We start from the raw sequence: 23,349 nt of genomic DNA on the forward strand, positions 1-23,349 counted from the left end.
CCGCTCAGGGCCCGCTCACGTTCCCGTGTGCGTCCGTCGGCCCCTGCGGCCCATCTCCGTCCGTCGGCCCCCGCACCCGTGTCCAGCCGTCGGCCTCCACGCACCGTCTCGATCTGTCGGCCCCCGCACCCCGTGTCCATCTGTTGGCCCCTCGACGGTGACCGTGCGGGGCGACGGTCGGTTAGCGCTTCGGAGAACCGAGCGAACCGGATCGGACGAGGAGCGAGTCATGGTTGTGAGCGCAGACGGGGCGGCGGTGGGCGCGGAGGGGGAGCCGACGAGAGCCGGGACGCGGAGGGAGATGCTGCTGGGGCTGCTGGCGCCCGCGATGGCGCTCGCCCTCGCGCCCGTCGTCGCCGCCTCGCGGCCCGCAAGCGTGGAGTCCCGGCCCGGCGAGGATGCCTTCGACGAGACGTACCACGGCCGGCGCATCCAGGGCTTCAAGACCAGCGCCACCGCGATGGCGGCGCACGGCGCCGGCGGCGAGCACTGGCATGTCACCGTCGACGGACGCCCGCTGCACCTGATGCGCCGGGCCGACGGCACCTGGCTGAGCATGGTCGACCACTACCGCTCGTACCCGACCCCCCTGGCGGCCGCCCGCGCGGCCGTCGACGAGATGGGGCCCGGGGAGCATCTGCGGGACATGGCGCTGGGATCGATGAGCGGCGAACAGACGGACATGGGGGGACATCTGCGCATGGGGGAAGACGATGGCGTACACGCGTAAGAACGTCAGCACGCTGACGAGCGCTGAGAAGCGGCGGTTCGTGAACGCGATGCTGGAGGTCAAACGACGCGGAGAATACGACGAGTTCGTGCGGATGCACATCGAGTACTACGCCTCCGACGGGGAGAAGGGTCTGCGTGCGGCGCACATGACGCCCTCCTTCCTGCCCTGGCACCGCCGCTTCCTGCTGGAGCTGGAGAAGGCGCTGCGCAGGGTCGACTCCTCGGTGAGCGTGCCGTACTGGGACTGGACCCGTGACCGCACCGCGGCCTCGGCGCCGTGGACCGCGGACCTGCTCGGCGGGAACGGGCGCTCCCTGGACCACCGGGTGATGACCGGGCCGTTCGCCTACGCGGCCGGCCACTGGACCATCAAGGAGGGCGTCACCAACGGGAAGTTCCTGACCCGGGACCTCGGGCGGGCCCGTGACCCGATCGCGCTGCCGACGCGGAGCGAGCTGGAGTCGGCGCTCACCGAGCGGGTTTACGACGTCTCACCCTGGGACTCCACCGTCACCAAGGGCTTCCGCAACAAGCTGGAGGGGTGGGGGACCGGGCGGGGCAAGGTCGCATGGCGCAACCACAACCGGGTGCACCGCTGGGTCGGCGGCGCGATGCTCGGCGGCGCCTCCGTCAACGACCCGGTGTTCTGGCTCCACCACGCCTTCGTCGATCTGCAGTGGACCCGCTGGCAGGCCCGGCACAAGGGCGCCCGCTATCTGCCGGCCAAGCCGCCCGGCGTGGGCGACGAGCAGTACGGGCGGATCATCGCCCGGCACGAGAAGATGCCGCCCTGGGACGTGACGCCGGACCAGATGGAGAACGTCAGCCGGATCTACCGGTACGTCTGATCGGCCCCGGAGAACGGGAAGAGCCCCGGCGCCAAAGGTGCCGGGGCTCTTCCCGTGGGTGCGTCAGTTGTCGTCCCCGTAGCCGCCGTTCTTGTCGTGGTGGCCGCTGATGTTGGCGCAGCTGTTGCCGAAGGCCGGGCTCAGCAGGCCTGCCGCGTTGACGGTGTTCCCGCACACGTTGACGGGGATGTGGATCGGCACCTGGACGACGTTGCCCGACAGCACGCCCGGCGAGCCCACGGCCGCGCCCTGGGCACCGGCGTCGGCCATGGCCAGGCCGGCGCCGCTGACGACGACGGCACCGGTGCCGAGCGCGACGGCGGCCACCTTCGCGATGCGAGACATCACGTTCTCCTTCTGAATAGGCAAGTGCGCCGACACCACTCGCCGTCGCACTCCTCCTTCAACGCCGAGCCTCGCGCGGAGTCACGGCGTTCATCGGTGCATCACCCTTTTTGAACACACGCTCGCACGCCGTCGCTCCCCCTCATCGACCCAGCCGCCGCACCGGCTCCCCGTCCAGGAAGGCCCGGATGTCCTCGACGGCCTGTCCGTAGTACGTCTCGTAGTTCGCCCGCGACACATAGCCGAGGTGGGGCGTGGCCAGCAGCCGGGGCGCGGTGCGCAGGGGGTGGTCGGTGGGCAGGGGTTCGACGTCGAACACGTCCACGCCCGCGCCGGCGATACGGCCCTCGTGAAGGGCGGCCAGCAGGGCGTCCTGGTCGACGATGGCGGCGCGGGAGGTGTTCACCAGATAGGCGGTGGGCTTCAGCAGGGCGAGTTCGGCGGGGCCGAGCAGTCCGCGGGTGCGGTCGCTCAGGGCCAGGTGGACGGAGACGAAGTCGCTGGTGGCCAGCAATTCCTCCTTGGACGGGGCTAGTTCGACGCCCACCTCGTCGGCGTGCTCCTTGGTGAGGTTCTGGCTCCAGGCACTGACCCGCATCCCGAAGGCGAGACCCACCTGCGCGACCCGGCCGCCGATCTTCCCGAGGCCCAGCAGGCCGAGCCGACGGCCGTGCAGGTCGGCGCCGACCGTCTGCTGCCAGGGGCCGCCGGAGCGCAGGGCGTTGTTCTCCGCGACGATCCCGCGGGCCAGGCCCAGCAGCAGGGCCCAGGTCAGTTCGACGGGCGGGGTCGAGGAGCTCGCCGTACCGCACACGGTGACGCCCCGCGCCTCGGCGGCGGCGTAGTCGATGACGCTGTTGCGCATGCCGGAGGCGACGAGAAGTTTCAAACGCGGCAGACGGGTGAGCAGAGAGGCGGCGAAGGGAACGCGTTCGCGCAGGGTGACGACGATGTCGAACTCGGCGAGCGCGGACACCAGTTCGTCCTCGGAGGCGAAGTGCTCGGAGAAGGAGACGGTCTCCACCCGGTCGGCCACGGACGACCAGTCGGCGATCTCGGTCGCCACCTGCTGGAAGTCGTCGAGCACGGCGCAGCGCAGGCGCACGGGGAATCCTTTCGTCGGTATGCCGGGTACGGGTCGGTATGTCGAGTACAGGTCAGTTTTAAGGTTGCGCAAACCGAGAACCGTTACACTCGCCAGCCCGTACAGCCCATCCATCGAACCATCCAACCGGAGAGAGACATGGCGGGTCGGTTCCTGTCCGTACGGGCGCTGCTCGTGCCCGGTGTCCCGGCCGCCCTCGCGGTCGTCCTGCTGACCCTCGGGGTCGCCCTGTCCTTCTTCGACGGACGTCCGTACGTCGGCGGAGGACTGATCACCGCCGGACTGATCGCCGGAGCCGCGGCGGTCGGAGCGGCGGTCGGCGATGTCGCCTGGTGCCTGCTGGTGGGCGACCGGGAACTCTCCCGGCCGCAGGAGGAGTCCGTCGAGAGCGGCTCTGGCTGACGGCGACCGGTGGATGCCGGACGCCCCTGTGGAAGTTCAGCCCGTCCGTTCGTCGGCCGTCCGGCCCAGCAGATCGCGCAGCACCCGCTCGTCGTCCGCGGGCAGCGCGGTGACGAAGCGGCCCGGTACCGCGTGGCGGTCCCGCTCGCGGTCCAGTACCTTGCGCATCCGCAGCGCGGCGAGCCCCGCCTCGTCCCCGGCCGCCTCCCAGGCGAAGGAACGGCCCTGTCGGCGGCGGCTCACGGACTGCTTCCCCAGCAGCCGGCTCAGCACGGTCATCACCGTCGTGTAGGCGAGGTCGTCGCCCAGGCGCTCCCGCACCCAGGCCGCGGTCACCCGGGCGTCGGCCGTCCGCAACACGGCGAGCATCTGCGAATCCAACGCGCCCTGCGCCCGACGCGGGCGGCGCTGCTCCGGTTTCGCCATGGTCGCGTCGTATAGAGGGGAGGGCGCGGGACCCGTGCCTTCTCCTCTCCTGTAGAGGTGAGCGCGGCCCCTAGACTGGGACGGCTTGTCGGCTTGGGTGGGACGGGAGAGGGCTGTGGCAGCGGACATCGGTGGCTTCGAGGATCCGTCCGCCGAGGTACTGGCGGAGGCGGCCGCCGCCTTCGGGCTGCTCGCGTCCTCGGCCCGGCTGCACATCGTGTGGGCGCTGGCACAGGGCGAGAGCGACGTCACCCACCTCGCGGACCGGGTCGGCGGCGCGCTGCCCGCCGTCAGCCAGCACCTGGCGAAGCTGAAGCTCGCCGGGCTCGTGCGCTCCCGGCGGGAGGGGCGGCGGCAGATCTACTTCGTCGACGATCCCGACGTGGTGACCGTGGTGCGGGTGATGGTGGGTCAGCTGGCCGCGCGTGCCGAGGGCGACTCCGGGAGCCGAGGCCCCGTACGCAGGCTGCGCGGGGCCGGTGGCTGACAGCACGGCGGCCCCGGAACCGGATCCGGGGGCGGGATCTCCGGAAGCCGGACCGGGTGCGGAGGGCACGCCGGCCGGACCGGACGTCGAGAGCAGGTCGGCCGGACCGGACGTCGAGCCCGCGCCGGTCGGGTTCTGGACGGAGCACGGCCCGGGTGACGACACCGAGGCGGGAGATCCGTACCGCGAAGTCGTGCGAAGGCGGCGCGCCCCGGCCGACGGCGGCGGTGCCGTCACCGTCCTGCAGACCCTCCGGCGTCTCGAGAGCGGCCCGCGAGGGCTGACCGAGGCGCAGGCCGAGGAGCGGCAGGGGCGGTTCGGGGCGAACACCTTGCCCGCGTACCGGGAGGCCTCCTGGGCGGCGACGGTGCTGCGCAGCACACGGGACCCCTTCACCGTCGTCCTGCTCTGCCTCGGACTGGTGTCCGCGGTCGTCGCCTCCTGGGGCACCGCCTGTGTGATTCTGCTGCTGGTCGCGGTGAGCTGTGTGCTGCGGGCCTCCGGGGAGCACCGGGCCGACCGCTCGATGGCCGGGCTGCGCGGACTCGTCGCCAGCACCGCCACCGTCCTGCGCCGCGCCGAGGAGGACCTGCCGCCGGACGACCGGGAGATCCCGGTGGAGGAACTGGTGCCGGGGGACGTGATACGGCTCGGCCCCGGCGACCTCGTACCGGCCGACGTACGGCTGTTGCGGGCGCAGGGGCTCACCGTCCACCAGGCCGCGCTCACCGGGGAGTCGGCGCCGGTCGCCAAGGACGCAGGCGACCCGGCCGCGGGCGAGGGCGGTGTCTTCGACCGGCCCGAGCTCTGCTTCCAGGGCAGCAGCGTCGCCGGCGGCAGCGCCACGGCGGTGGTCGTGGCGACCGGCGCGCGGACCAGGTTCGCCGCGGCCCACGGCCATGGGGGTCCCCCCGCTCGAACGAAGCTGAGAGTGGGGGAGGACCCCGGCCGGGAGGCCAGCGCCTTCGACCGGTCGGTGCACGGCATCTCCTGGATCCTCATCCGGTTCATGCTGCTGACCCCGCCGCTGGTCCTCATGGCCAACGCCGCCCTGCGCGACCGCGGCCTGGAGACCCTGCCCTTCGCCGTCGCCGTGGCGGTGGGGCTGACACCGGAGATGCTGCCGGTCATCGTCACGATGTGCCTGGCGCGCGGCGCCGCGTTGCTGGCCCGCGCCCACGGGGTGATCGTCAAGCGGCTGCCCGCCCTGCACGACCTCGGCGCCGTCGACGTGCTGTGCCTCGACAAGACCGGCACCCTCACCCAGGACCGCCCCGTCCTCGAGGGCGCCCTCGGCCCGGACGGCCACGACGACCCCGAGGTGCTGCGCTGGGCGGCGGTGAACGCCTGGTGGACCCTGCAACTCGCCGACCTGCCCGCCCCGGACGCCCTCGACGACGCCGTCCTGGACACGGCCGACGAGGACGCGATCATGGCGTACGACGGGGTGGCGGCCCTGCCCTTCGATCCCGTACGGCGCCTCGCGACCGCCGTCGTGCGCACACCGGGGCGCCTCGGCACGCACACCCTCGTCGTCAAGGGCGCCGTCGAGACCGTCCTCGCGCGCTGTGCGCTGGCGGACGATGAGCGGGCGCGGCTGCTCGCGCGTGCCGCACGACAGGCGGACGACGGGCTGCGGGTGCTCGCGGTCGCCACCGCCGAACGCCCCGCCCGGGCCCGCGAGTACACCCCCGCCGACGAACGCGGCCTGGAGTTCCGGGGCTTCGTCACGCTCAAGGACGCCCTCGCGCCCACCGCGGCCGCCGCCCTGCGGGGCCTCGCCGACGAGGGCGTCACCGTCAGGATTCTCACCGGCGACCACCCCGGCACCGCCGTACGCGCCTGCCGCGACCTGGGCGTCCCGGTGCCGGCCGACGGCGTCCTCACCGCCGGCCAGGTCGACCGCCTCACCGACCCCGAACTCACCGAGGCCGTCGAGCGCACCGTCGTCTTCGCCCGCTGCGCCCCCGAGCACAAGGCCCGTGTCGCCACCGCCCTGCGCGCGGGCGGACACACCGTCGGCTACCTCGGCGACGGCGTCAACGACCTGCCCGCCCTGCGCGCCGCCGACGTCGGCATCGCCCCGCGCGACGCGGTGGCCGTCGCCCGGGAGAGCGCGGACGTGGTCCTCGCCGAGAAGGACCTCACCGCGATCGGGCACAGCATCGCCGCCGGCCGCTACTCCGGCGGCAACATCGCCACGTACCTGCGCATCACGCTCTCCTCCAACCTCGGCAACGTCATCGCGATGCTCGCGGCCGGTCTGCTGCTGCCCTTCCTGCCGATGCTGCCGGCCCAGGTGCTCGCGCAGAACCTGTTCTTCGACGCCGCCCAGCTGGCCTTCGCGCACGACCGGCCGCACCCCTCGGTGCTGCGCCGCCCGATCCTGCTGCGCCCGCGCGACCTGCTGCGGTTCATCACCGGCTTCGGCGTCCTCAACGCGGTCGCCGACCTCGCCACGTTCGGCGTGCTCACGCTCACCCTGCACGGGCCGGGCGGCCTGGACGACGCGGCGGTGTTCCACTCCGGCTGGTTCACCGAGAACCTCATCACCCAGGCCCTGGTGATGGTGCTGCTGCGCGCCGGACGCGACACGGCGGGGCGGCTGCCGGGGCCGGTCGGATGGGCGGCCGGCGCGCTGGCCGCCGTAGGACTGCTGCTGCCGGTGACCCCGCTGGGCTCGCTGCTCGGGCTGACCCCGCTGCCACCCCTTTATTACCTGCTCCTGGCCGCTGTCCTCGCGCTCTACACCGCCGGGCTGGTGGCTGTCAGGAAGCTGCCATGGTTGTACAGTTGCGCAACGTAGCAACCATGGCGAAGAGAATGAAGAGAATGGGGTGGGTGGGATGCTCCGGAACGGGCTCGAGCCCTGGCACCTGCTGATCGTGGCGATCATGATCATCCTGCTGTTCGGGTCGAAGAAGCTGCCCGAGGCCGCCCGCGGACTGGGCAAGTCGATGCGCATCCTCAAGAGCGAGGCCAAGGCCATGAAGGAGGAGAGCGCCCCGCAGGCCTCCGCCTCCGCCGTGCCGACCGCCGCCGCCGAGCCGGTGGTGACACCGGGAACCGCCGTGCCGGGTCCCGGCGTTGGTGACAAGTGACGACTTGAGGCTGGGAGCGGGGAGGAAGAGCCGTGGGAGTTTCCCTGGGCAAGGGCGGGAACGTTTCGCTGAGCAAGGAGGCGCCGGGGCTGAGCGCGGTCCTGATCGGTCTGGGGTGGGACGTGCGCACCACGACCGGCGCGGACTACGACCTGGACGCGTCGGCGCTGCTGCTGAACGCCTCCGGGAAGGTCGCCTCGGACCTGCACTTCGTCTTCTACAACAACCTGACCAGCCCGGACGGTTCGGTGGAGCACACCGGTGACAACCTCACCGGTGAGGGCGAGGGCGACGACGAGAGCATCAAGGTCAACCTCGCCGCCGTGCCCGCGGAGATCGACCGGATCGTCTTCCCGGTCTCCATCCACGAGGCGGACGTGCGCGGCCAGAGCTTCGGCCAGGTCCGCAACGCCTTCATCCGGGTGGTCAACCAGGCCAACGGCCAGGAGATCGCGCGCTACGACCTCTCCGAGGACGCCTCCTCGGAGACAGCGATGCTCTTCGGGGAGCTGTACCGGCACGGCGGCGAGTGGAAGTTCCGCGCGGTCGGACAGGGCTACGCCTCCGGACTGCGCGGCATCGCCTCCGACTTCGGCGTCAACGTCTGACGCGGACGGTGCCGGCTCCGGCGGGGGACCCACGGGCGGCGCGGGTCCCCCGCCGACCAGGTAAGAAGCGGGTGTGGCGTAGGCCACCTGCCATCTCAGCAACAGTTGCTATATTGCGCAATCATCCGAGCCCAGGGCTCCGCCCTGACGTACGCCGCAGCGTAGGGAGTGGGAGTTGAGCGACCCCTGGGGTGAAACCCGCGGCCGATCGGCCACCCGTGACCGCTCGGCCGGCGTTCCCCGCCAACGTGGAGAGACATCCGGGCGGCGGGGCGGGACGGACGGCGGACCACCGCAGGCGCCGTACGGCGGCCGGGCGGCCGCTCGCCAGGCGGCCCGGTCCCGCGGGCGCGGAGCGGGGCGGCGCGCCAAGCCGGTGGCCCGGCGCAAACGCGTCGCACGCATAGCCCTGCTCACGGTCTCGGCGCTGATCCTGGTCACCGCGGGCGCCGGCGCCTGGCTGTACGAGCACCTCAACGGCAACATCAACAGCGTCTCGCTCGACGGCAAGGGCGGCTCGGAGAAGGCGGACGCCTTCGGCCGCACCCCGATCAACATCCTGGTCATCGGCTCGGACGGCCGGAACAACGCGGCCGACTGCAAACTCGGCGGCGGCTGCGGCTCGGCCGGCTCCACCGTCGGCCACAACGCGGACGTGGAGATGGTGGTGCACGTCTCCGCCGACCGCTCCAACGCCACCGTGATGAGTGTGCCGCGCGACACGATGACCCAGGTCCCCGCCTGCAAGGACCCGGACAGCAACCAGTCGACGCCCGGCTACTACGGCCAGATCAACAGCGCCCTGCAGTACGGCCCGGCCTGCCAGGTCGCCACCGTCCACCAGCTCACCGGCATCACCATCGACCACTTCGTGATGCTCGACTTCGCGGGTGTGGTGAAGATGTCCGACGCGGTGGGCGGCGTCTCGGTGTGTGTCAGCGACAACGTGTACGACACCTACTCCCACCTCAAGCTCGCCAAGGGCACCCACACCCTCAAGGGCGACGCGGCCCTGGAGTTCGTCCGCTCCCGGCACGGCTTCGGCGACGGCAGCGACCTGGGCCGTACCGTCTCCCAGCACCTCTTCCTGTCCGCGATGATCCGCAAGTTCAAGAGCGCGGGCACGCTCGGAAACCCGGCGAAGGTCTACTCCCTGGCGGACGCGGCGACCAAGGCGCTGACCGTGGACGACGGCCTGGGCAGCGTGACCAGGCTGATCGATCTGGCGACGGATCTCAACAAGGTGCCGTCGAAGCGGATGACGTTCACCACCATGCAGACCGCGGCCGACCCGACCAACGCCAACCGCGTGGTGCCGGCCGCGGCGGCGAAGCAGCTGTTCGCCACCATCGCCAACGACCAGTCTCTGTCCTCCTCCGGCAGCGGCAAGAAGAAGTCCTCCGCGTCCCCGTCCGCCTCGGCCGCGGCCACCGTGCCCGCCTCCCAGGTCACGGTCCAGGTGGAGAACGGCACCACGACCGGAGGACGCGCGGCCGTGGTCGCCAATGGCCTTGTCGCCAAGGGCTTCGGCTCGGGCACCACCTCGGGCAACGCGCCGGAGCAGTCCGCGAGGACGACCGTCACCTACGGCCCCGGGCAGAAGGCCGAGGCCCAGACCGTCGCCTCCGCGATCGGCCTGCCCGCCTCGCACCTCACCCAGGGCAGCACGAGCGGGGTCGTCCTGGTCATCGGCAGCGACTGGCCGAGCGGCACGACGTACGGCTCCTCGGGCTCGGGCGGTTCGTCGGCCCCCGCCGACACCCACGCGGCCGTCGCCGACGCCCACGCCCAGACGGCCGACGGCGCGAAGGGCTGCGCCAAGGTCAGCCCCTACAAGACGGTGGAGATCAACGGGGTGCCGATGACCCCGAGCCAGGCGTACGCGGCAGCGAGCGGGCGGAAGGATTCGGCGCCGTAAGGGGGTGCCGGGGGAGTGTCAGGGTGCCGGTGGTTCAGCCCGTAGGGCTCGTGTCGGTGCGTTCGGCGTAGTCCGCGTTCGCGAGGGGGATGCGGGACAGGTACTCCTCGGGGATGTGGAAGGCGTCCACCAGGGTCATCAGATGCGGGGACAGCGCGCCGACGACCGACTCCGTGGTGCCGTGCAACGACGTCACGTGCTCGGCGGACATCAGGCCCGCGGCGAGCAAGTCACCGGTGTGTTCGCGGAGTTGGTCGAGCAGGAACAGCCGGCACAGGTTCTCCAGCAGGAACCGGGCCCGCGCGTGCGTGGTGCGCGCGGCGGCGGCCCGCAGGGCGTCGGCCGCCTGCAGCCGCGCATGCAGGGAGACCATCTCCAGGGCCGCGCCGGAGGTCTCGTTCCAGCGGCCCAGCGGATCACCGGAGGGGCCGCCGCGCAGCGCCTCCCGGGCCCGCCGCTGCCAGATCCGCTCGGCCGAGGCCAGCAGGTCCCGTAGGAAACCCAGGTCACCGAGATCCCGGCCGACGGGCAGGACGGGGGTCGCGGGTCCCGACTCATGGCCGAAGACCATCTCGGACGCGGCCTTCAGCCAGATGACCAGGTTGTCGCCCTCGGCCGTGATGCCGCCCTCGACATTGCCGGGCAGCTCCGACAGTCCGTTCGCCGGGAACAGCCCCTGCGCACCGCACCGTTCGCGGCACTCGACGGTGATCTCCCGGGCCTGCCAGGTGATCCACCCCTTGGCGACGGCGATCAGCCGCTCCAGCCGCTCGTGCTCCTCGCGGTCGGTCGCGTCGTGCGTCACCCATCTGTCGACCACCGAGCGCTGCAGGAAGGTCATGGCATAGGCGGTCGCGAGCGAGCTCAGCAGCCTGGCGTGGTGGCTGCGGTGCGCGATGAGCGGGACCCGCTGCCCGGCCCGGGTGCCGCTGATGTGCCGGTGGTGGGCGTAGCGGGTGGCGATCGTCAGCGCGGCCCGCGCCATGCCGAGCGTGCCGGCACTCATGCACAGCTTGCCCACGGTGACCCGGCCGACGGAGCGGAGGAAACGTTTACGCCGGTTGCCGAGTCCGCTGGTGAGCCTGCCGTCCGCGTCCAGCCGCCCGTGCTCGGCCTCCAGCATGGCCTCGCGGGGCAGCCTGACCCGGTCGAAGGCGGTGAGGCAGTGGTCGACGGGGGTACCGGTGCGCTCCGCGAGCGGACGGACCCGTACGCCCGGCAGATGGCCCCGCTCGTCGCTGAGCGGCGTGAGAAAGAGGAAGACGCCCTGGTCCTCGCCGTCCACCAGGAGCCGCGCGGCGACGACGGCGGTCTTCGGGCCGCCGGTCAGGCTGGTGTTGGGCATGAACTTCTGCGCGCCCGGGACCGGCGTGTTCAGCACGAAGCCGCCGGTCTCCCGGTCGAACACCGCCTCCGTCCGCAGCGCCGCCACGTCGTTGCCGTGCTCCAGCTCGGTGCACAGGAACACCCCGGTACGCCGCAGCGAGGTGAAGTCGGACAGCTCGCGCCGGTCGCCGTCGTGATCCAGCAGACTGCCCAGGAAGAGGTTGTAGTGAATGCTGGCGACCGTGCACAGCCCGCCGTCCACGAAGCCGGTCCACTCGTGCAGCGCGGTGAGCCGGCGCGTGTCCTGGACCAGGGCGCGGGCGTCCCCCGCGGCGTCGTTCACCAACCCCAGCCGCCGGTACGACAGTTCGGCGCGCTCCTGCGGAGTCAGACCCGGTTGGTGGGCGAAGGCCTCGTCGGTGATCAGGCGCCGCCAGGTGCCGTGGACGCGATCGCGCTCGTCTCTTTCGTCTCTCTCTTCTCCTTCGTCTCTCCGGTCTCCCTCGAATCCCTTGAAAAGCAGTCCGGTGAGTTCGTCGAGGACACTGCCTCCTGCCGGTGGTGCCGTATGCGGGGGCGAAACCGACTCGTTCGCGGGCTCCGAAACAGTCGCGGTCGCATTCCCGAAGGATGCCCTGGTGGGGCGGAACATCCGAATACCCCCATTTTGATTGCCAGTTCAGACGGTGTGGGGTGCCGCTGGACCGGAAACTTACGGACCGAACGGTTTGGTTTTCAAGTCTTGTAAAACCGGGGAGGTGGTTTTATTCTCCGGGAGAGGTGAGCTCGGTCGGTTCGCGCAGAGGGCACGGAGGCAGGCAGTGGCACAGCAGGATCGGGCGATCCGGACGCGCAGGAAGATCATCCTGGCGGCGGCCGAACTGTTCGACGAGGTCGGCTACGAGGCGGCGACGATCGCCGAGGTCCTGAAGAAGTCCGGGGTGACCAAGGGCGCGCTGTACTTCCACTTCGCCTCCAAGGAGGAGCTGGCCCAGGAGGTGCTGGCGGGCCAGGTCGCCGCGCTGCCCCCGGTGCCGCCGCGGGACCTCGCCCTGCAGCAGACCCTCGACGAGGCACTGCTGTTCGCCCATCTCCTGCGCCTCGGCGACCCGATGGTGCGCGGCAGCGTCCGGCTCACCGTGGAGCAGGGGGGCCCGCACGACGGCCTGGACCGGCGCGTGCCGATGCAGGGCTGGATCGACCACAACCTCGAGGTCCTCACCCAGGCCAAGGCGGCCGGCGAGCTGCTGCCGCACGTGGACATCGCCTCGACGGCCACCCTCTTCACCGGCTCCTTCACCGGCGTCCAGGTGCTGTCGAAGATACTGACCGGCCACGCGGACATGGTGGACCGGGTCACGGACCTGATGCGCACCCTCATGTCCGCCATCGCGGTCCCCAGCGTCCTGGTACGGCTGGACTTCGCCCCGAACCGCGCGGAGCGGGTGTACGAGGAGGCCGTGCGCCTGCGCGACGAACCGGCGGCGCCTGCGGCGCCTGCGACGGTGTGACGTCGACGCCGACGGGGGGCACGGGGGCGGTGTGACGCCGACGGGGGTCTCTGCGGGGCGGGGAGTTGGCGCGCGGGCCGGGTGCAACGCATGGACGACCGAACGGAGTACAGGGTGACGAAGGCGATCTCCGGCGTGCATGTGCTGGACGTGACCGGCCGGGACCTCGCCGCCGAGGCCGCGCTGTTGCGCGAACGGGGTCCGGCCGTCGAGGTCGAACTGCCGGGCGGCGTACGGGCGTGGGCGGTCGTACGGCAGAGCTGCGTGGAGCGGCTGCTGGTCGACCCCCGGGTCTCCAAGGACGCCCGGCGCCACTGGCCCGCCTTCACCGAGGGGCGCATCACCCCGGACTGGCCCCTGTTCCCCTGGGTGGCCAACGAGAACATGCTCTTCGCCTACGGTGCCGAACACGCGCGGCTGCGCAGACTCGTCGCCGGCGCCTTCACCGCGCGGCGCACCGCCGAACTGGCCGGCCGCGTCGAGGAACTCGCCGCCTCGCTGCTGGACGCACTGGCCGCGAGCGCGGGCGAGGAGCCGGTCGAACTCCGCTCCTCCTACGCCGCGTTGCTCCCCCTGCAGGTGGTCTGCGAACTGTTCGGCCTCGCCGAGGGTCCGTCGAGGGACGAACTCTGCGGCGCGCTGCGCATGGTGTTCTCCTCCAGCGCCTCGGCGCAGACCATCGAGGAGGCGCGAGCCACCGCGTTCCGCCTGCTGGCCGAACTGGTCGCCGCCAAGCGCCAGAACCCGGGCGACGACCTGACCTCCTCCCTCATAGCCGCCCGCGACGACGGGGACCGGCTCACCGAGAACGAACTGCTCGGCACCCTCTTCCTGATGATCGCCGCCGGCCAGGACACCACCTCGACGCTCATCGTCAACGCGGTGGGCGCGCTGCTGACCGACCCCGCCCAGCTGGAACACGTGCGGGCGGGCCGGGCGAACTGGGACGACGTGGTCGACGAGACCATGCGGGTGCACAGTCCGGCCGCCTACTCGCCGATGCGTTTCGCGGTGGAGGACATCGACCTGGACGGCGTGCGGATCGCGCGCGGCGACCCCATCCTCGTCTCCTTCGCGGCCGGCGGACTGGAGACCGACCGCCACGGCGAGGACGCCGCCCGCTTCGACCTCCTGCGCACCGACCGGGACGTCCTCGGCTTCGGACACGGCACCCACCGGTGCCTCGGGGCCCCGCTGGCCGTCCTGGAGGCCACGGTCGCCCTCCGTTCCCTGTTCGAACGCTTCCCCGGCCTGGCGCTCGCCTGCGCCCCGGAGGACCTGCGCCCACTGCCCACCTTCCTCCTGAACGGCTTCGGCAGGCTGCCGGTTGCGCTGCGCCCCTAGACGGGCGGGACACCACCGGTCGGTACGCACACCAACCCTACAAACCGCCACAGCGGTTTGTTATGCTCGTCCCCTGATGGCGAACCCTGGAGAGTGACGAGCTCATGGCCATGCAGGAACGCGCGATCCGTACGCGTAACGCCCTCATCAAGGCTGCGGCAGAACTGTTCGACCAGGAGAGCGCGGCGTCGGTCCCGCTCGCGGCCATCAGCGCCAAGGCCGGTGTCAGCAACGGGGCGTTGCACTTCCACTTCCCCAACAAGGCGGCCCTCCTGGACGCGGTGGTCGTCGCGGCCGAGGCCCGGCTGCGCCGGATCACCCGCCCCCGGGAGGCGCGCCCCGTGCAGGCCCTCATCGACGCCAGCCACGATCTCGTCCAAGGGCTCGGCCGGGACGTGGTGCTCCGCGTCGGTTTCCGGCTCAGCGCCCGTGGCGAGAGCTCCGAGTCGGCGCCGGACCTGTGGCGGGAGTGGCAGCGCTGGGTCGAGGCCACGCTGGCGCGCGCGGAGGCCGAGGGGGCCCTGGTCTCCGAGACCGCGTCCAAGGAGGTCTCGGCGGTCGTGGTGGCCGTGGCGGCCGGGCTCCAGGCCCGCGGCGAGAGCGATTCCCGCTGGCTGGAACGGGGGGTGCTGACCCGCTTCTGGGCGCTCGTACTGCCACGGCTGGTGGGCGCGTCGGCACGGCACCGGTTCAGCGCGGCGGGAGGCGGACAAGTGCTTCAGGGTGTCCCTCGGGCGCAGGGGGCATGAGAGTGCGGTCGGGCTGATCGGCCGGCTCAGCGGAGCTTCGGGTGCCGTGCCGTAAGGAGGGGGCGAGGGCGCGGGACCAGTGCCGGGACGCGGGCGCGATAGGCCTCGTACTCCCCACCGAACCGCTCCGCCATCAGCCCCTCCTCGATCCTGACCCGGCGCAGCAGCCAGGGAAGGGCGGCGGCCAGGAAAAGAACCCATATCCCGAAGCCGTCGGCCAGCATGCCGCCGATGATCAGCCCCAGCAGCCCGGTGTATATGGGGTGGCGGACCAGGCCGTACGGGCCGTCGGTGCGTAGCTCATGGTGCTCCCGCACACTCGGGACGCCGGCCCACATGGTGCCCAGGACCCAGCGGGCCCACAGCAGCAGCGCGGTGGAGGCGACGGCGAGCACGGCACCGAGCACGGCGAGCTCCGGCTGCCAGTACTGCAGGTGGCGCCAGAAGGAGTGCGGGGTGCGCCCGGCCAGCGTGAAGAAGACGAAGATCCCCGCGATCAGCAGCGCCCGGCGCGGCATCGTACGCCGCACGTCACGAGCCCAGCCGCCGCCCGGTCCGGCCCGGCTCTTGGCACCGAAGTACACGGCGCCCGCGATCCAGGCCACGACGAAGACGAGAACGCACAGGCCGACGAGGGCGACGAGTGCGGAACGAAGCGAGTCCATGCCTCAAGCCCAGGTGTCCTCGCCCAGGAACTTCGCCGTCTGCCGGACGCTCGCCAGCTCGGTTTCCAGCTCATGGATCCGCCGGCGGGCGGCCCGCAGCTCGGCAGACTCGCTCGACGGCGTTCCCGGCCTCCGCCCGTTGTCGATGTCGTCTTGCCGCAACCACTTCCACAGCGTGACGGGATGGATGCTGAGCTCCACCGCCGTGTGTTTGGCCTGCTTGCCGGCGCGGTCCAGCGCGATGGCACGCGCCCGGGACTCCGGAGGACAGGGCCGAGGCATGACTGCCAGCCTTCCGTGAACGGCTGGTAGTTAGCCACCAGCACTGGAACCTGAGAGGTAGGGCAGGTCAACCTCACCCAAACCTGCATCAGCCCCTTTTCAACTCGACTGAAACACCCGGATTCCAGTGCCGTCCCCGACCACCCGATACCGATCAGCCGTTGGTACCCAGCTCGCGCAACGATGAGGGTGCTGCGGGCAGTTCGGGGGAGTGCCGGGCGGTAGCGGCCGTGGAACGATGCGGGGCGCGACGGGCATGCGGGGGATGCTCAGGGCGACCATGATCTACGTGGCCCTCATCGGGCACAGCCAGCGGACGTCACCTCGCCGAGTGGAGATCCGACACAGCATCCAGAGGCTGAGGCAGAACCAAGACTCGCGAACAAGCCGTTCATCCTTTTGCCCCGTCCGTTGAGCGGGCCGCCGCTGCCCCGGTGAGGCTGGCCTCAGGGGATGGGCATTGGCTCCCGTCCACTGGCAGGGACGGTGAGGAGCGCATGCTGGGGAACACAGGCCGACCGCGGATTGTGCGTGGCATTGGTGCGCGGATCGGTGGGGCGGCGTCTTTCGCCAGGGCTTGGGGCCGACTCGGCGGGCGTGGCGGCGGTGCCCGGCTGTGCGTCCTCACGGTGGGGCTGTGCCTGCTGGCGCTGGTTGCCGGTGCCTGCGCCGGGTCCCCCAAGGACGCGGCACATTCGGGTGGGGACCCTATCGACCCAGGCATCCAGAAGATCATGAACAAGCCGGTCTACCGGCATGGCCAGTTCGGCCTTGTGGTCGTCGACCCGGCGACCAAGCGCACCGTCACCTCGCTCAACGCCGATCGCCTGTTCATCCCCGGCTCGACGACCAAGTTGTTCACCGTCTCGACGGCCTGGGACACCTTCGGCAGCGAGCAGCGCACCACCACCCCGGTGTATGCGCAGGGCGAGGTCAGGGCTGACACGCTGAAGGGAAACCTGGTGCTCGTGGCGTCGGGTGACCTGACCATGGGCGGGCGCACCAAGCCGGACGGCACGCTCGACTTCAAGCCTGTCGACCACACCTACGCCGCAGCGGTCCCCGGCCATGCCGCGCTCACCCCTGAGAACCCTCTCGCCGGTCTGGACAGCCTGGCCAAGCAGGTCAGAGACCGTGGGATCACGCACGTCAACGGTGACGTGGTCATCGACAACCGTCTGTTCGCCCCCGAGCCCGCGTTCACCACGAACCCTTCGCCGATCATCATCAACGACAACATCATCGACATTCTGAGCACGCCCACCGAGCCCGGACAGCAGCCCACGTTCACCTGGCGCCCCCAGACCGCGCGGAACTCCATCTCCTACCACGTCAAAACCGTGGCCAAGGGGCAGCCCAGCGCCATCACCGCCACAGCGGGGCCCCACGGCGTGATCACGGTGACCGGGACCCTGGCCGCCGACGCCGCGCCGTACCTGGCCATCGCCCCGATCACGGACCCCGCGGCCTTCGCCCGGACCGCCCTGATCGAGGCCCTGCACCGGGCAGGCGTGAGCGTCGACGCCGCCCCAACGGGCCCCAATCCGGCGCCCCCGGCTCAGCCCCCGCACGGCAGCCCGGTGGCGAAGTTGGTCTCCCCGCCTTTCTCGCAAGAGGCCAGACTCATCCTCAAGGTCAGTCACAACCTGGGCGCCGATCTCCTGGTGTGCCTGCTCGCCGTCCACCGGGGCAGCCACAACTGCGAGGACGGATTCGCCGCCATCAAGGCGTTCGACACCAAGGCGGGCGTGGACCTTGCCCAGGCCTCCCAGGCCGACGGGCAGGGCGGCGTACCCGGCGACGCGTTCACCCCGCAGGCCTACATTCCGTTGCTGACGTACATGTCGGGCCGGCCCCAGGCAACGCAGTTCCGTGAGGCTCTGCCGATCCTGGGCACCAGCGGCGATCTGTCCCTGTTCGGCACGGACAGCCCGGCCAAGGGAAAGGTCTTCGCCAAGACCGGCACCCAGGCGGCCGTGGACAGTCTCACCGGACAAACACTTGTCACCGGGCGGGCCATGGCCGGCTATCTCGATGCGGGCGGCGGGCACTACTGGCTCTTCGACGTCGTCTTCAACGACGCCAAAGCGGCGTCCACCGACGAACTCCTCTCCATCGCGAGCGACATCGCCCAGATCTCGGCCCTGCTCCAGCAGGACGCCGCAGCCACGGCAAGCGCCACCGCCTCCAGCCCCTGAGCCCGTCAGCAGCCGGGTCCGCAGACCGCGGGCGCGCGGGACGGGTCGACCTGCTGTCGGCGGAGGGTGGTGCTCGAAGAGGGAGCCGGTAAGGAGAGGTTCCGGCCTGCGGATCCCGCCACCGATGACGACGACGTCCCGCTCGCGTTCGGACAGTGCCACGATCATCGTGGGCTCTACCGACTCGCCCAGCGCGATCAGCGTCATGTCGGCATCGAGATGGCAGGGGCACTAAAACGTGCCAGCTCTTGGTCGAGGGCCGCGCGGATGGCGCCCCCGTCCGGGCTCGACTTCCTACCGCCGTAACCTCGGCCGTTAAAGATCTCTAGACGTATGCACGGACGGATGAACTTCTCCGCGTATTCACCGCAGCCACTCGCAGGACCCCGGTGACAGCCGGACAGCCCCGGAGTCCTCCCTTGATCGTCAGGGGAGGGGCCGGGGCTTTGTCGTGTTGCACGATACTGGGTCTGACCAGCAAAAACGCCCTCCCGAAGGAGGGCGGAGACTGGGCGCCCCCGGCAGGACTCGAACCTGCGGCCAAGCGCTTAGAAGGCGCCTGCTCTATCCACTGAGCTACGGGGGCCGGTGTGTGGCCTCTGTCTTGGGTGCCCGGGTGTGGGCCGATCCGTGACGTCGCCGGGGACAAGGATAGGGCTCCCGCGTCCGTGTCCCTGTTGCTTCGCCTCCGTGGCTCGATGTGGAGGTTCGGTGAAGCGGTCCTGATAATCGCAGGCAGGTACGAATCGTGCATCGCTTTTGGCGCCTCGCGCACCGGGTGTTGTGCACTCGTTATGCCTGGACTGTGCCCTCGCCCCAGTCGTCCCTTCTGCCCCTTGCGTCCGGTCGGCGCGCAGACATGCCTATATGCTTCAGAATTCCCCTAAAATTGGGCATTCTTCGCATGTGGTGACCTTGGACGTACGGCCTCAGCTGCTCGACGCACTCTCCGCCCTGCGCGACCGTGTCGCCGCCGCACGCTTCCCGCTGCCCCTGGCGGGGGCTCCACGCGCGCGTGCCAACCGCGACGAACTCCTCGCGCAGCTCGACGACTACTTGGTGCCCCGCCTGCGGGAGCCCGAAGCCCCGTTGCTGGCCGTGGTGGGGGGATCGACCGGCGCCGGGAAGTCGACCCTCGTCAACTCCCTTGTGGGGCGGCGCGTGAGCGAGGCCGGCGTGCTGCGGCCGACCACACGGACACCGGTGCTCGTCTGCCATCCGGAGGACCATCACTGGTTCAGCGGCATGCGGGTGCTGCCCGACCTCACGCGCGTGTGGGTGCCTCATCAGGAGGCGGCGGAGGACCTGTTGCTCCCCGGCGAGGACCCCACGCGCGTACTGCGTGTCGAGACCGCCGACACACTGCCCCGCGGCCTCGCCCTCCTCGACGCCCCCGACATCGACTCCCTGGTCGCCGACAACCGCGTCCTGGCCGCCGAACTCATCTGCGCGGCCGACATCTGGGTGATGGTCACCACGGCCGCGCGCTACGCCGACGCCGTCCCCTGGCACCTGCTGCGCACCGCCAAGGAGTACGACGCCACCCTGGTGACCGTCCTCGACCGTGTGCCGCACCAGGTCGTCTCCGACGTGTCCCGCCAGTACGGCGCACTGCTCACCAAGGCCGGCCTCGGCGACGTACCGCGCTTCACCGTGCCCGAACTGCCCGAGTCCGCCTGGGGCGGCGGGCTGCTGCCGGCCACCGCCGTGGCGCCGCTGCGCACCTGGCTCGTCCATGTGACGCAGGATCCGGCGGCGCGGCAGCACGTCCTGGCCCGTACCGCGTACGGGGTGCTGAACTCTCTCAAGGCCCGCCTGCCCGAACTCGCCGGCGCCGCCGCCGCCCAGTACGCCGCCGCCCTGCGGCTCACCTCCGCCGTCGAGGGGGCGTACGACAGCGAGCACACGCGCGTGCGTGGACGGTTGCAGTCGGGGGCCGTACTCGCCGGGGACGCGCTGAAGCGGTGGCGCGCGTTTCCGCTCGACTGCAGCGCCGGTGAACTGCTCGACGCGCTCGTGGAGAGCCTGGCCGCGCTGCTGCTGTGCGCCGTGACCGCCGCCGACGAGCGGGTGGACGACGCCTGGCGGCGCGAACCCGCGGCGGGCGCCCCCGAACTGGCGGACCGTGACCCGTCCCTGGAGAGCGCCGAGCACCGGATCGGGATGGCCGTGCGGCGGTGGCGGCGGGAGCTCGAGGAGTACGCCGAGGACGAGGTGCGCGCCCTCGACCGGAGCGCGGCGCCCGACCCCGAGGCGGTCGCCGCCCTGGTCGCAACGGCGCTGCTGGGCGGGCGCCGGGCGCGTTCGGCGGGCGAGGGGCTGGCCGAGCGGATCGGGGCGCACGGGGCGCTGCGGCTGCGGGACCGGGGCGGACGGCTGCTCACGGAGCACGTGGACCGGGTGATGCACACCGAGCGCGAACGTCGGCTCGCCCCCCTGGACGCCCTCGACGTCCACCCCGAGCCCCAGGCCGAGCTCATCGCCGCGCTGTCCGTACTGCAGAAGGAGAGGTGACCGGTGACCGCCGTCACTGACCAGGACCACACCGAGCACGCCGACCACGCGGGGGACACGGTGCCCAAGGACGACGACCGGGAGAACGGCATCAAGGGCGAGAGCTCTTCCGGGAAGGGCCGCCAGGAGAACAACGGCGACGACAGCCACCGGGCGGAAGCCCGCGAGCACCACGCGCGCGTGGAGAGCAGCGACTCAGGTCGTACGGGCTCCGGGCATTCCGGGGACACCAAGGCCGCTGCGGACCCCGCGGACTCCTGGGACGACGGGCTCATCGCCCGCCGGGTGACCGAAGAGGTCGCCGCCGAGCACGCGGCCCTGGCGGAGAGCCGGGCGCACAGCGCACAGTCCGCCGCCCCGCTCACGTACGACAGCACGCTCCGCTCGCGTCTCGTCGCCCTGCGGGAGCTGGTCGGACTCTCCCGCACCCGCCTCGACAGCCGGACGCTCGCCGAGGCCGGACGGGTGCTGGACGAGGCGGCGGCGCGGCACAGGCTCTCCGGGCAGCACACCGTGGTCGCCATCGCGGGCGCGACCGGCAGCGGCAAGTCCCAGCTGTTCAACGCGCTCGCCGGAGTGCCCATTTCGGAGACCGGGGTACGACGGCCCACCACCGCCGCGCCCATCGCGTGCAGTTGGAGCGACGGCGGCGCGAGCCTCATCGAACGGCTCGGCATCCCGCCGCGACTGCGCCGCCGCCCCCTGCAGAACGGCGACACCGACGCGCAGTTGCGCGGGCTGGTCCTGGTCGACCTGCCCGACCACGACTCCGCCGCGGTGCAGCACCGCCAACACGTGGACCGCATCCTGACCCTCGTCGACGCCGTCATCTGGGTCGTCGACCCGGAGAAGTACGCGGACGCCGTGCTGCACGAGCGCTATCTGCGGCCCATGGCGGGCCACGCGGAGGTCATGTTCATCGTCCTCAACCAGGTCGACCGGCTGCCCGGCGAGGCCGCGGACCAGGTCCTCGACGACCTGCGACGGCTCCTCGACGAGGACGGGATCGCGCTGGGGGAGTACGGCGAACCGGGCGCGACCGTGCTCGCCCTGTCCGCGCTCACCGGGGACGGCGTCGGCGAGCTGCGTGAGGCGCTCGGCCAGTTCGTGGCGGAACGTGGCGCCCCGGCACGTCGGATCTCGGCCGACGTGGACGCCGCCGCGGTCGGGCTGTGGCCGGTGTACGCCACCCGGCGGCGGACGGGGCTGAGCGAGGAGGCGCGCGACGAGTTCGCCGCCCGGCTCGCGGACGCGGTGGGCGCCACGGCCGCGGGCGAGGCGGCCGAACGAGCGTGGCTGCGCAACGCCAACCGCGCGTGCGGGACGCCCTGGCTGCGGCTGTGGCGCTGGTACCAGGACCGGTTCGAGCCGCATACCGGGCGGCTGCCGGTGCGCGCGCAGCCCGACGAGGAGGCCACGGCACGCCAGCGCGTCGAGCAGGCCGTACGGACACTGGCGGACCGGGCCTCGGCCGGGCTGCCGGCGCCGTGGGCGCAGGCGGTGCGCGAGGCGGCCGTTCGGGGCTCTCAGGGGCTGCCCGAGGCACTGGACGAGCTCGCGGCGCGGGCCGGGCTGCCGCCGGGGCGCCCGCCGCGGCCGGGCTGGTGGCCCGCCGCCGTGCTCGTCCAGGCGTCCATGACCATCCTGCAGATCGTGGGCGGGCTGTGGCTGTTGGGGCAGATCATCGGGTTCATGGCGCCCAATCTCGGCGTGCCGGTGCTGCTGATGGTCATCGGCATCGTCGGCGGCCCGCTCGTCGAGTGGAGCTGCCGGATGGCGGCACGCGGCCCGGCCCGGCGGTACGGCACCGACGCGGAACGGCGATTGCGGGAGGCGGCCGCCGGATGCGGACGGGCCCGGGTGCTGGATCCGGTGGCGGCCGAACTTTTGCGGTACCGGGAGGTGCGGGAGCAGTACGGGCGGGTCACGGGGGTCGGAGCGACGGCGAGGTGAGTCCCGGCCTGCGGTCGGCGGGCAGGTGGGATGGGATGACGGTGGACCGGCCGCCGGAGGCTCCCTCGTACGGGTGAGGGAGTTTTCCACAGGTCGGCGGTGGTCCACAGGGCTCGGCGGGCTCGGGCCGGACGGAGGCAGTCTGGTCGTGCGGCGATCGCGAGGACGTGATCACCGCGGCGGCGACAACGCGAGGAACGCGTGGTCGTCGTGGCAGACGCAGCCGTACGGGACGGGCCCGTGGGCATGTCCGTCCGGTCTTCCGTGGCCGGGCGAGGGAGGGGTTCACCATGAACGAGACGATCATCTGCGCCGTCGGCAACGTGGCCACGCGACCGGCCTACCGGGAGACGGTGACGGGGCCGTCGGCACGGTTCCGGCTCGCCGTGACCGCGCGGTATCTGGACCGCGAGAAGAACGTCTGGACCGACGGGCACACCAACTTCTTCACGGTGTGGGCCAATCGGCAGATGGCGGTCAACGTGGCGGCGTCGCTCAACGTCGGCGACCCGGTCGTGGTCCAAGGCAGGCTCAAGGTCCGTTCGGAGCAGCGCGAGGGGCAGAACTGGACCTCGGCCGACCTCGACGCGACGGCGATCGGACACGACCTCGCACGCGGTACGTCGGCCTTCCGGCGCCCCGTGCGGACGGAGACGGCGACGGGCGTACCGGCACAGCAGCAGGACGAGCCCAACTGGGAGACGGCACCCGGGGAGTCGGCGGTGGAGGCAGGGCAACGGGAGCCGGAACCCGCCGCTGTGACGTGATATCAGACAAAGCCCTGGGCTGACATGTCGGACAGTGCCCCGAGCCGACCGGATTGCGACTTATCGAC

The 23,349-nt window shown here is 71.6% G+C and carries 20 protein-coding genes, 1 tRNA gene and 1 pseudogene; 15 read left to right on the forward strand and 7 right to left on the reverse strand.

Features of this window, described 5'->3' with window-relative positions:
• Positions 1–229: 229 nt before the first annotated feature.
• On the forward strand, positions 230–730 hold the full coding sequence (locus ACWCQ1_RS01880) for a tyrosinase cofactor (RefSeq protein WP_358593713.1): 501 nt from the start codon (positions 230–232) through the stop codon (positions 728–730).
• On the forward strand, positions 714–1,580 hold the full coding sequence (locus tag ACWCQ1_RS01885; protein ID WP_451025629.1) for a tyrosinase family protein: 867 nt from the start codon (positions 714–716) through the stop codon (positions 1,578–1,580). The genes ACWCQ1_RS01880 and ACWCQ1_RS01885 overlap by 17 nt, the downstream gene beginning before the upstream one ends.
• Positions 1,581–1,643: 63 nt before the next feature.
• Here ACWCQ1_RS01885 and ACWCQ1_RS01890 read toward each other — a convergent pair whose 3' ends face one another.
• Both ACWCQ1_RS01890 and ACWCQ1_RS01895 read right to left on the reverse strand, forming a co-directional pair.
• Positions 1,644–1,925 carry a chaplin gene (locus tag ACWCQ1_RS01890; protein ID WP_451025630.1) on the reverse strand — a complete coding sequence of 94 codons (282 nt, stop codon included), beginning with the start codon at positions 1,923–1,925 and terminating at the stop codon, positions 1,644–1,646.
• Positions 1,926–2,067: 142 nt separating this feature from the next.
• Complete coding sequence (locus ACWCQ1_RS01895) at positions 2,068–3,030, reverse strand: D-2-hydroxyacid dehydrogenase family protein (RefSeq protein WP_358593710.1); 963 nt, start codon at positions 3,028–3,030, stop codon at positions 2,068–2,070.
• A 138-nt stretch (positions 3,031–3,168) separates the two neighbouring features.
• Here ACWCQ1_RS01895 and ACWCQ1_RS01900 point away from each other — a divergent pair, with 138 nt between their 5' ends.
• Positions 3,169–3,432, forward strand: a complete 264-nt coding sequence (locus ACWCQ1_RS01900; RefSeq protein ID WP_358593709.1) for a hypothetical protein — start codon at positions 3,169–3,171, stop codon at positions 3,430–3,432.
• A gap of 36 nt (positions 3,433–3,468) precedes the next feature.
• On the opposite strand, the gene ACWCQ1_RS01905 is transcribed toward ACWCQ1_RS01900, so the two are convergent.
• Positions 3,469–3,858, reverse strand: a complete 390-nt coding sequence (locus ACWCQ1_RS01905) for a BlaI/MecI/CopY family transcriptional regulator (protein WP_451025631.1) — start codon at positions 3,856–3,858, stop codon at positions 3,469–3,471.
• A gap of 115 nt (positions 3,859–3,973) precedes the next feature.
• Here ACWCQ1_RS01905 and ACWCQ1_RS01910 point away from each other — a divergent pair, with 115 nt between their 5' ends.
• The 5 genes from ACWCQ1_RS01910 (at position 3,974) to ACWCQ1_RS01930 (ending at position 9,972) form a co-directional block, all read left to right on the forward strand.
• Positions 3,974–4,345 (forward strand): ArsR/SmtB family transcription factor, encoded by a 372-nt coding sequence (locus ACWCQ1_RS01910; RefSeq protein ID WP_133040906.1) that lies wholly within the window; start codon positions 3,974–3,976, stop codon positions 4,343–4,345.
• A complete protein-coding gene (mgtA, locus tag ACWCQ1_RS01915; RefSeq protein WP_451025632.1) occupies positions 4,338–7,151 on the forward strand; it encodes a magnesium-translocating P-type ATPase in 2,814 nt (937 codons plus the stop codon). Before ACWCQ1_RS01910 ends, mgtA begins: the two co-directional genes overlap by 8 nt.
• Positions 7,152–7,191: 40 nt before the next feature.
• Positions 7,192–7,446, forward strand: a complete 255-nt coding sequence (tatA, locus tag ACWCQ1_RS01920) for a Sec-independent protein translocase subunit TatA (RefSeq protein ID WP_133040908.1) — start codon at positions 7,192–7,194, stop codon at positions 7,444–7,446.
• Between the two features lie 32 nt (positions 7,447–7,478).
• A complete protein-coding gene (locus ACWCQ1_RS01925; protein WP_133040909.1) occupies positions 7,479–8,054 on the forward strand; it encodes a TerD family protein in 576 nt (191 codons plus the stop codon).
• A gap of 175 nt (positions 8,055–8,229) precedes the next feature.
• The gene (locus tag ACWCQ1_RS01930) at positions 8,230–9,972 is read left to right on the forward strand and encodes an LCP family protein (RefSeq protein ID WP_451025633.1); all 1,743 of its coding nucleotides are present in this window, start codon (positions 8,230–8,232) and stop codon (positions 9,970–9,972) included.
• Positions 9,973–10,006: 34 nt separating this feature from the next.
• Here the strand turns inward: ACWCQ1_RS01930 and ACWCQ1_RS01935 are convergent, their stop codons facing one another.
• Positions 10,007–11,641 carry an acyl-CoA dehydrogenase family protein gene (locus ACWCQ1_RS01935; protein ID WP_451025634.1) on the reverse strand — a complete coding sequence of 545 codons (1,635 nt, stop codon included), beginning with the start codon at positions 11,639–11,641 and terminating at the stop codon, positions 10,007–10,009.
• A 478-nt stretch (positions 11,642–12,119) separates the two neighbouring features.
• Here ACWCQ1_RS01935 and ACWCQ1_RS01940 point away from each other — a divergent pair, with 478 nt between their 5' ends.
• The 3 genes from ACWCQ1_RS01940 to ACWCQ1_RS01950 all read left to right on the forward strand — a co-directional run bounded on the left by ACWCQ1_RS01940 (position 12,120) and on the right by ACWCQ1_RS01950 (position 14,902).
• Positions 12,120–12,809 carry a ScbR family autoregulator-binding transcription factor gene (locus tag ACWCQ1_RS01940; protein WP_358593704.1) on the forward strand — a complete coding sequence of 230 codons (690 nt, stop codon included), beginning with the start codon at positions 12,120–12,122 and terminating at the stop codon, positions 12,807–12,809.
• Positions 12,810–12,899: 90 nt separating this feature from the next.
• Positions 12,900–14,153, forward strand: a complete 1,254-nt coding sequence (locus ACWCQ1_RS01945; protein WP_451025635.1) for a cytochrome P450 family protein — start codon at positions 12,900–12,902, stop codon at positions 14,151–14,153.
• A gap of 104 nt (positions 14,154–14,257) precedes the next feature.
• A complete protein-coding gene (locus tag ACWCQ1_RS01950; protein ID WP_451025636.1) occupies positions 14,258–14,902 on the forward strand; it encodes a TetR family transcriptional regulator in 645 nt (214 codons plus the stop codon).
• A 26-nt stretch (positions 14,903–14,928) separates the two neighbouring features.
• On the opposite strand, the gene ACWCQ1_RS01955 is transcribed toward ACWCQ1_RS01950, so the two are convergent.
• Both ACWCQ1_RS01955 and ACWCQ1_RS01960 read right to left on the reverse strand, forming a co-directional pair.
• Positions 14,929–15,567 carry a methyltransferase family protein gene (locus ACWCQ1_RS01955; protein WP_451025637.1) on the reverse strand — a complete coding sequence of 213 codons (639 nt, stop codon included), beginning with the start codon at positions 15,565–15,567 and terminating at the stop codon, positions 14,929–14,931.
• 15 nt (positions 15,568–15,582) lie between these two features.
• Positions 15,583–15,849, reverse strand: a pseudogene (locus ACWCQ1_RS01960) (transposase); the annotation flags it as partial.
• 734 nt (positions 15,850–16,583) lie between these two features.
• Between ACWCQ1_RS01960 and dacB the strand changes: the two are divergent.
• The gene (gene dacB, locus ACWCQ1_RS01965; protein ID WP_451025638.1) at positions 16,584–18,047 is read left to right on the forward strand and encodes a D-alanyl-D-alanine carboxypeptidase/D-alanyl-D-alanine endopeptidase; all 1,464 of its coding nucleotides are present in this window, start codon (positions 16,584–16,586) and stop codon (positions 18,045–18,047) included.
• Between the two features lie 513 nt (positions 18,048–18,560).
• Here dacB and ACWCQ1_RS01970 read toward each other — a convergent pair.
• A tRNA-Arg gene (locus ACWCQ1_RS01970) sits at positions 18,561–18,633 on the reverse strand.
• Between the two features lie 320 nt (positions 18,634–18,953).
• Here ACWCQ1_RS01970 and ACWCQ1_RS01975 point away from each other — a divergent pair.
• From ACWCQ1_RS01975 to ACWCQ1_RS01985, 3 genes are all read left to right on the forward strand, one after another.
• Positions 18,954–20,561, forward strand: a complete 1,608-nt coding sequence (locus tag ACWCQ1_RS01975) for a dynamin family protein (RefSeq protein WP_358593700.1) — start codon at positions 18,954–18,956, stop codon at positions 20,559–20,561.
• A 3-nt stretch (positions 20,562–20,564) separates the two neighbouring features.
• On the forward strand, positions 20,565–22,514 hold the full coding sequence (locus ACWCQ1_RS01980; protein ID WP_358593699.1) for a YfjP family GTPase: 1,950 nt from the start codon (positions 20,565–20,567) through the stop codon (positions 22,512–22,514).
• A 290-nt stretch (positions 22,515–22,804) separates the two neighbouring features.
• Positions 22,805–23,281, forward strand: coding sequence for a single-stranded DNA-binding protein (locus ACWCQ1_RS01985; RefSeq protein WP_358593698.1), 477 nt, complete (start codon positions 22,805–22,807; stop codon positions 23,279–23,281).
• Positions 23,282–23,349 lie beyond the last annotated feature (68 nt).

This window comes from Streptomyces sp. NPDC002144 (assembly GCF_053593695.1).

Excerpts from the sequence above, each read along its gene's own strand:
- ACWCQ1_RS01955 (WP_451025637.1), bottom strand. The coding sequence starts at position 15,567 with ATGGACTCGCTTCGTTCCGCACTCGTCGCCCTCGTCGGCCTGTGCGTT.
- ACWCQ1_RS01900 (WP_358593709.1), top strand. The coding sequence starts at position 3,169 with ATGGCGGGTCGGTTCCTGTCCGTACGGGCGCTGCTCGTGCCCGGTGTC.
- ACWCQ1_RS01985 (WP_358593698.1), top strand. The coding sequence starts at position 22,805 with ATGAACGAGACGATCATCTGCGCCGTCGGCAACGTGGCCACGCGACCG.
- ACWCQ1_RS01905 (WP_451025631.1), bottom strand. The coding sequence starts at position 3,858 with ATGGCGAAACCGGAGCAGCGCCGCCCGCGTCGGGCGCAGGGCGCGTTG.
- ACWCQ1_RS01950 (WP_451025636.1), top strand. The coding sequence starts at position 14,258 with ATGGCCATGCAGGAACGCGCGATCCGTACGCGTAACGCCCTCATCAAG.
- ACWCQ1_RS01885 (WP_451025629.1), top strand. The coding sequence starts at position 714 with ATGGCGTACACGCGTAAGAACGTCAGCACGCTGACGAGCGCTGAGAAG.
- dacB (WP_451025638.1), top strand. The coding sequence starts at position 16,584 with ATGAACAAGCCGGTCTACCGGCATGGCCAGTTCGGCCTTGTGGTCGTC.
- ACWCQ1_RS01880 (WP_358593713.1), top strand. The coding sequence starts at position 230 with ATGGTTGTGAGCGCAGACGGGGCGGCGGTGGGCGCGGAGGGGGAGCCG.
- ACWCQ1_RS01945 (WP_451025635.1), top strand. The coding sequence starts at position 12,900 with ATGGACGACCGAACGGAGTACAGGGTGACGAAGGCGATCTCCGGCGTG.
- tatA (WP_133040908.1), top strand. The coding sequence starts at position 7,192 with ATGCTCCGGAACGGGCTCGAGCCCTGGCACCTGCTGATCGTGGCGATC.
- ACWCQ1_RS01890 (WP_451025630.1), bottom strand. The coding sequence starts at position 1,925 with ATGTCTCGCATCGCGAAGGTGGCCGCCGTCGCGCTCGGCACCGGTGCC.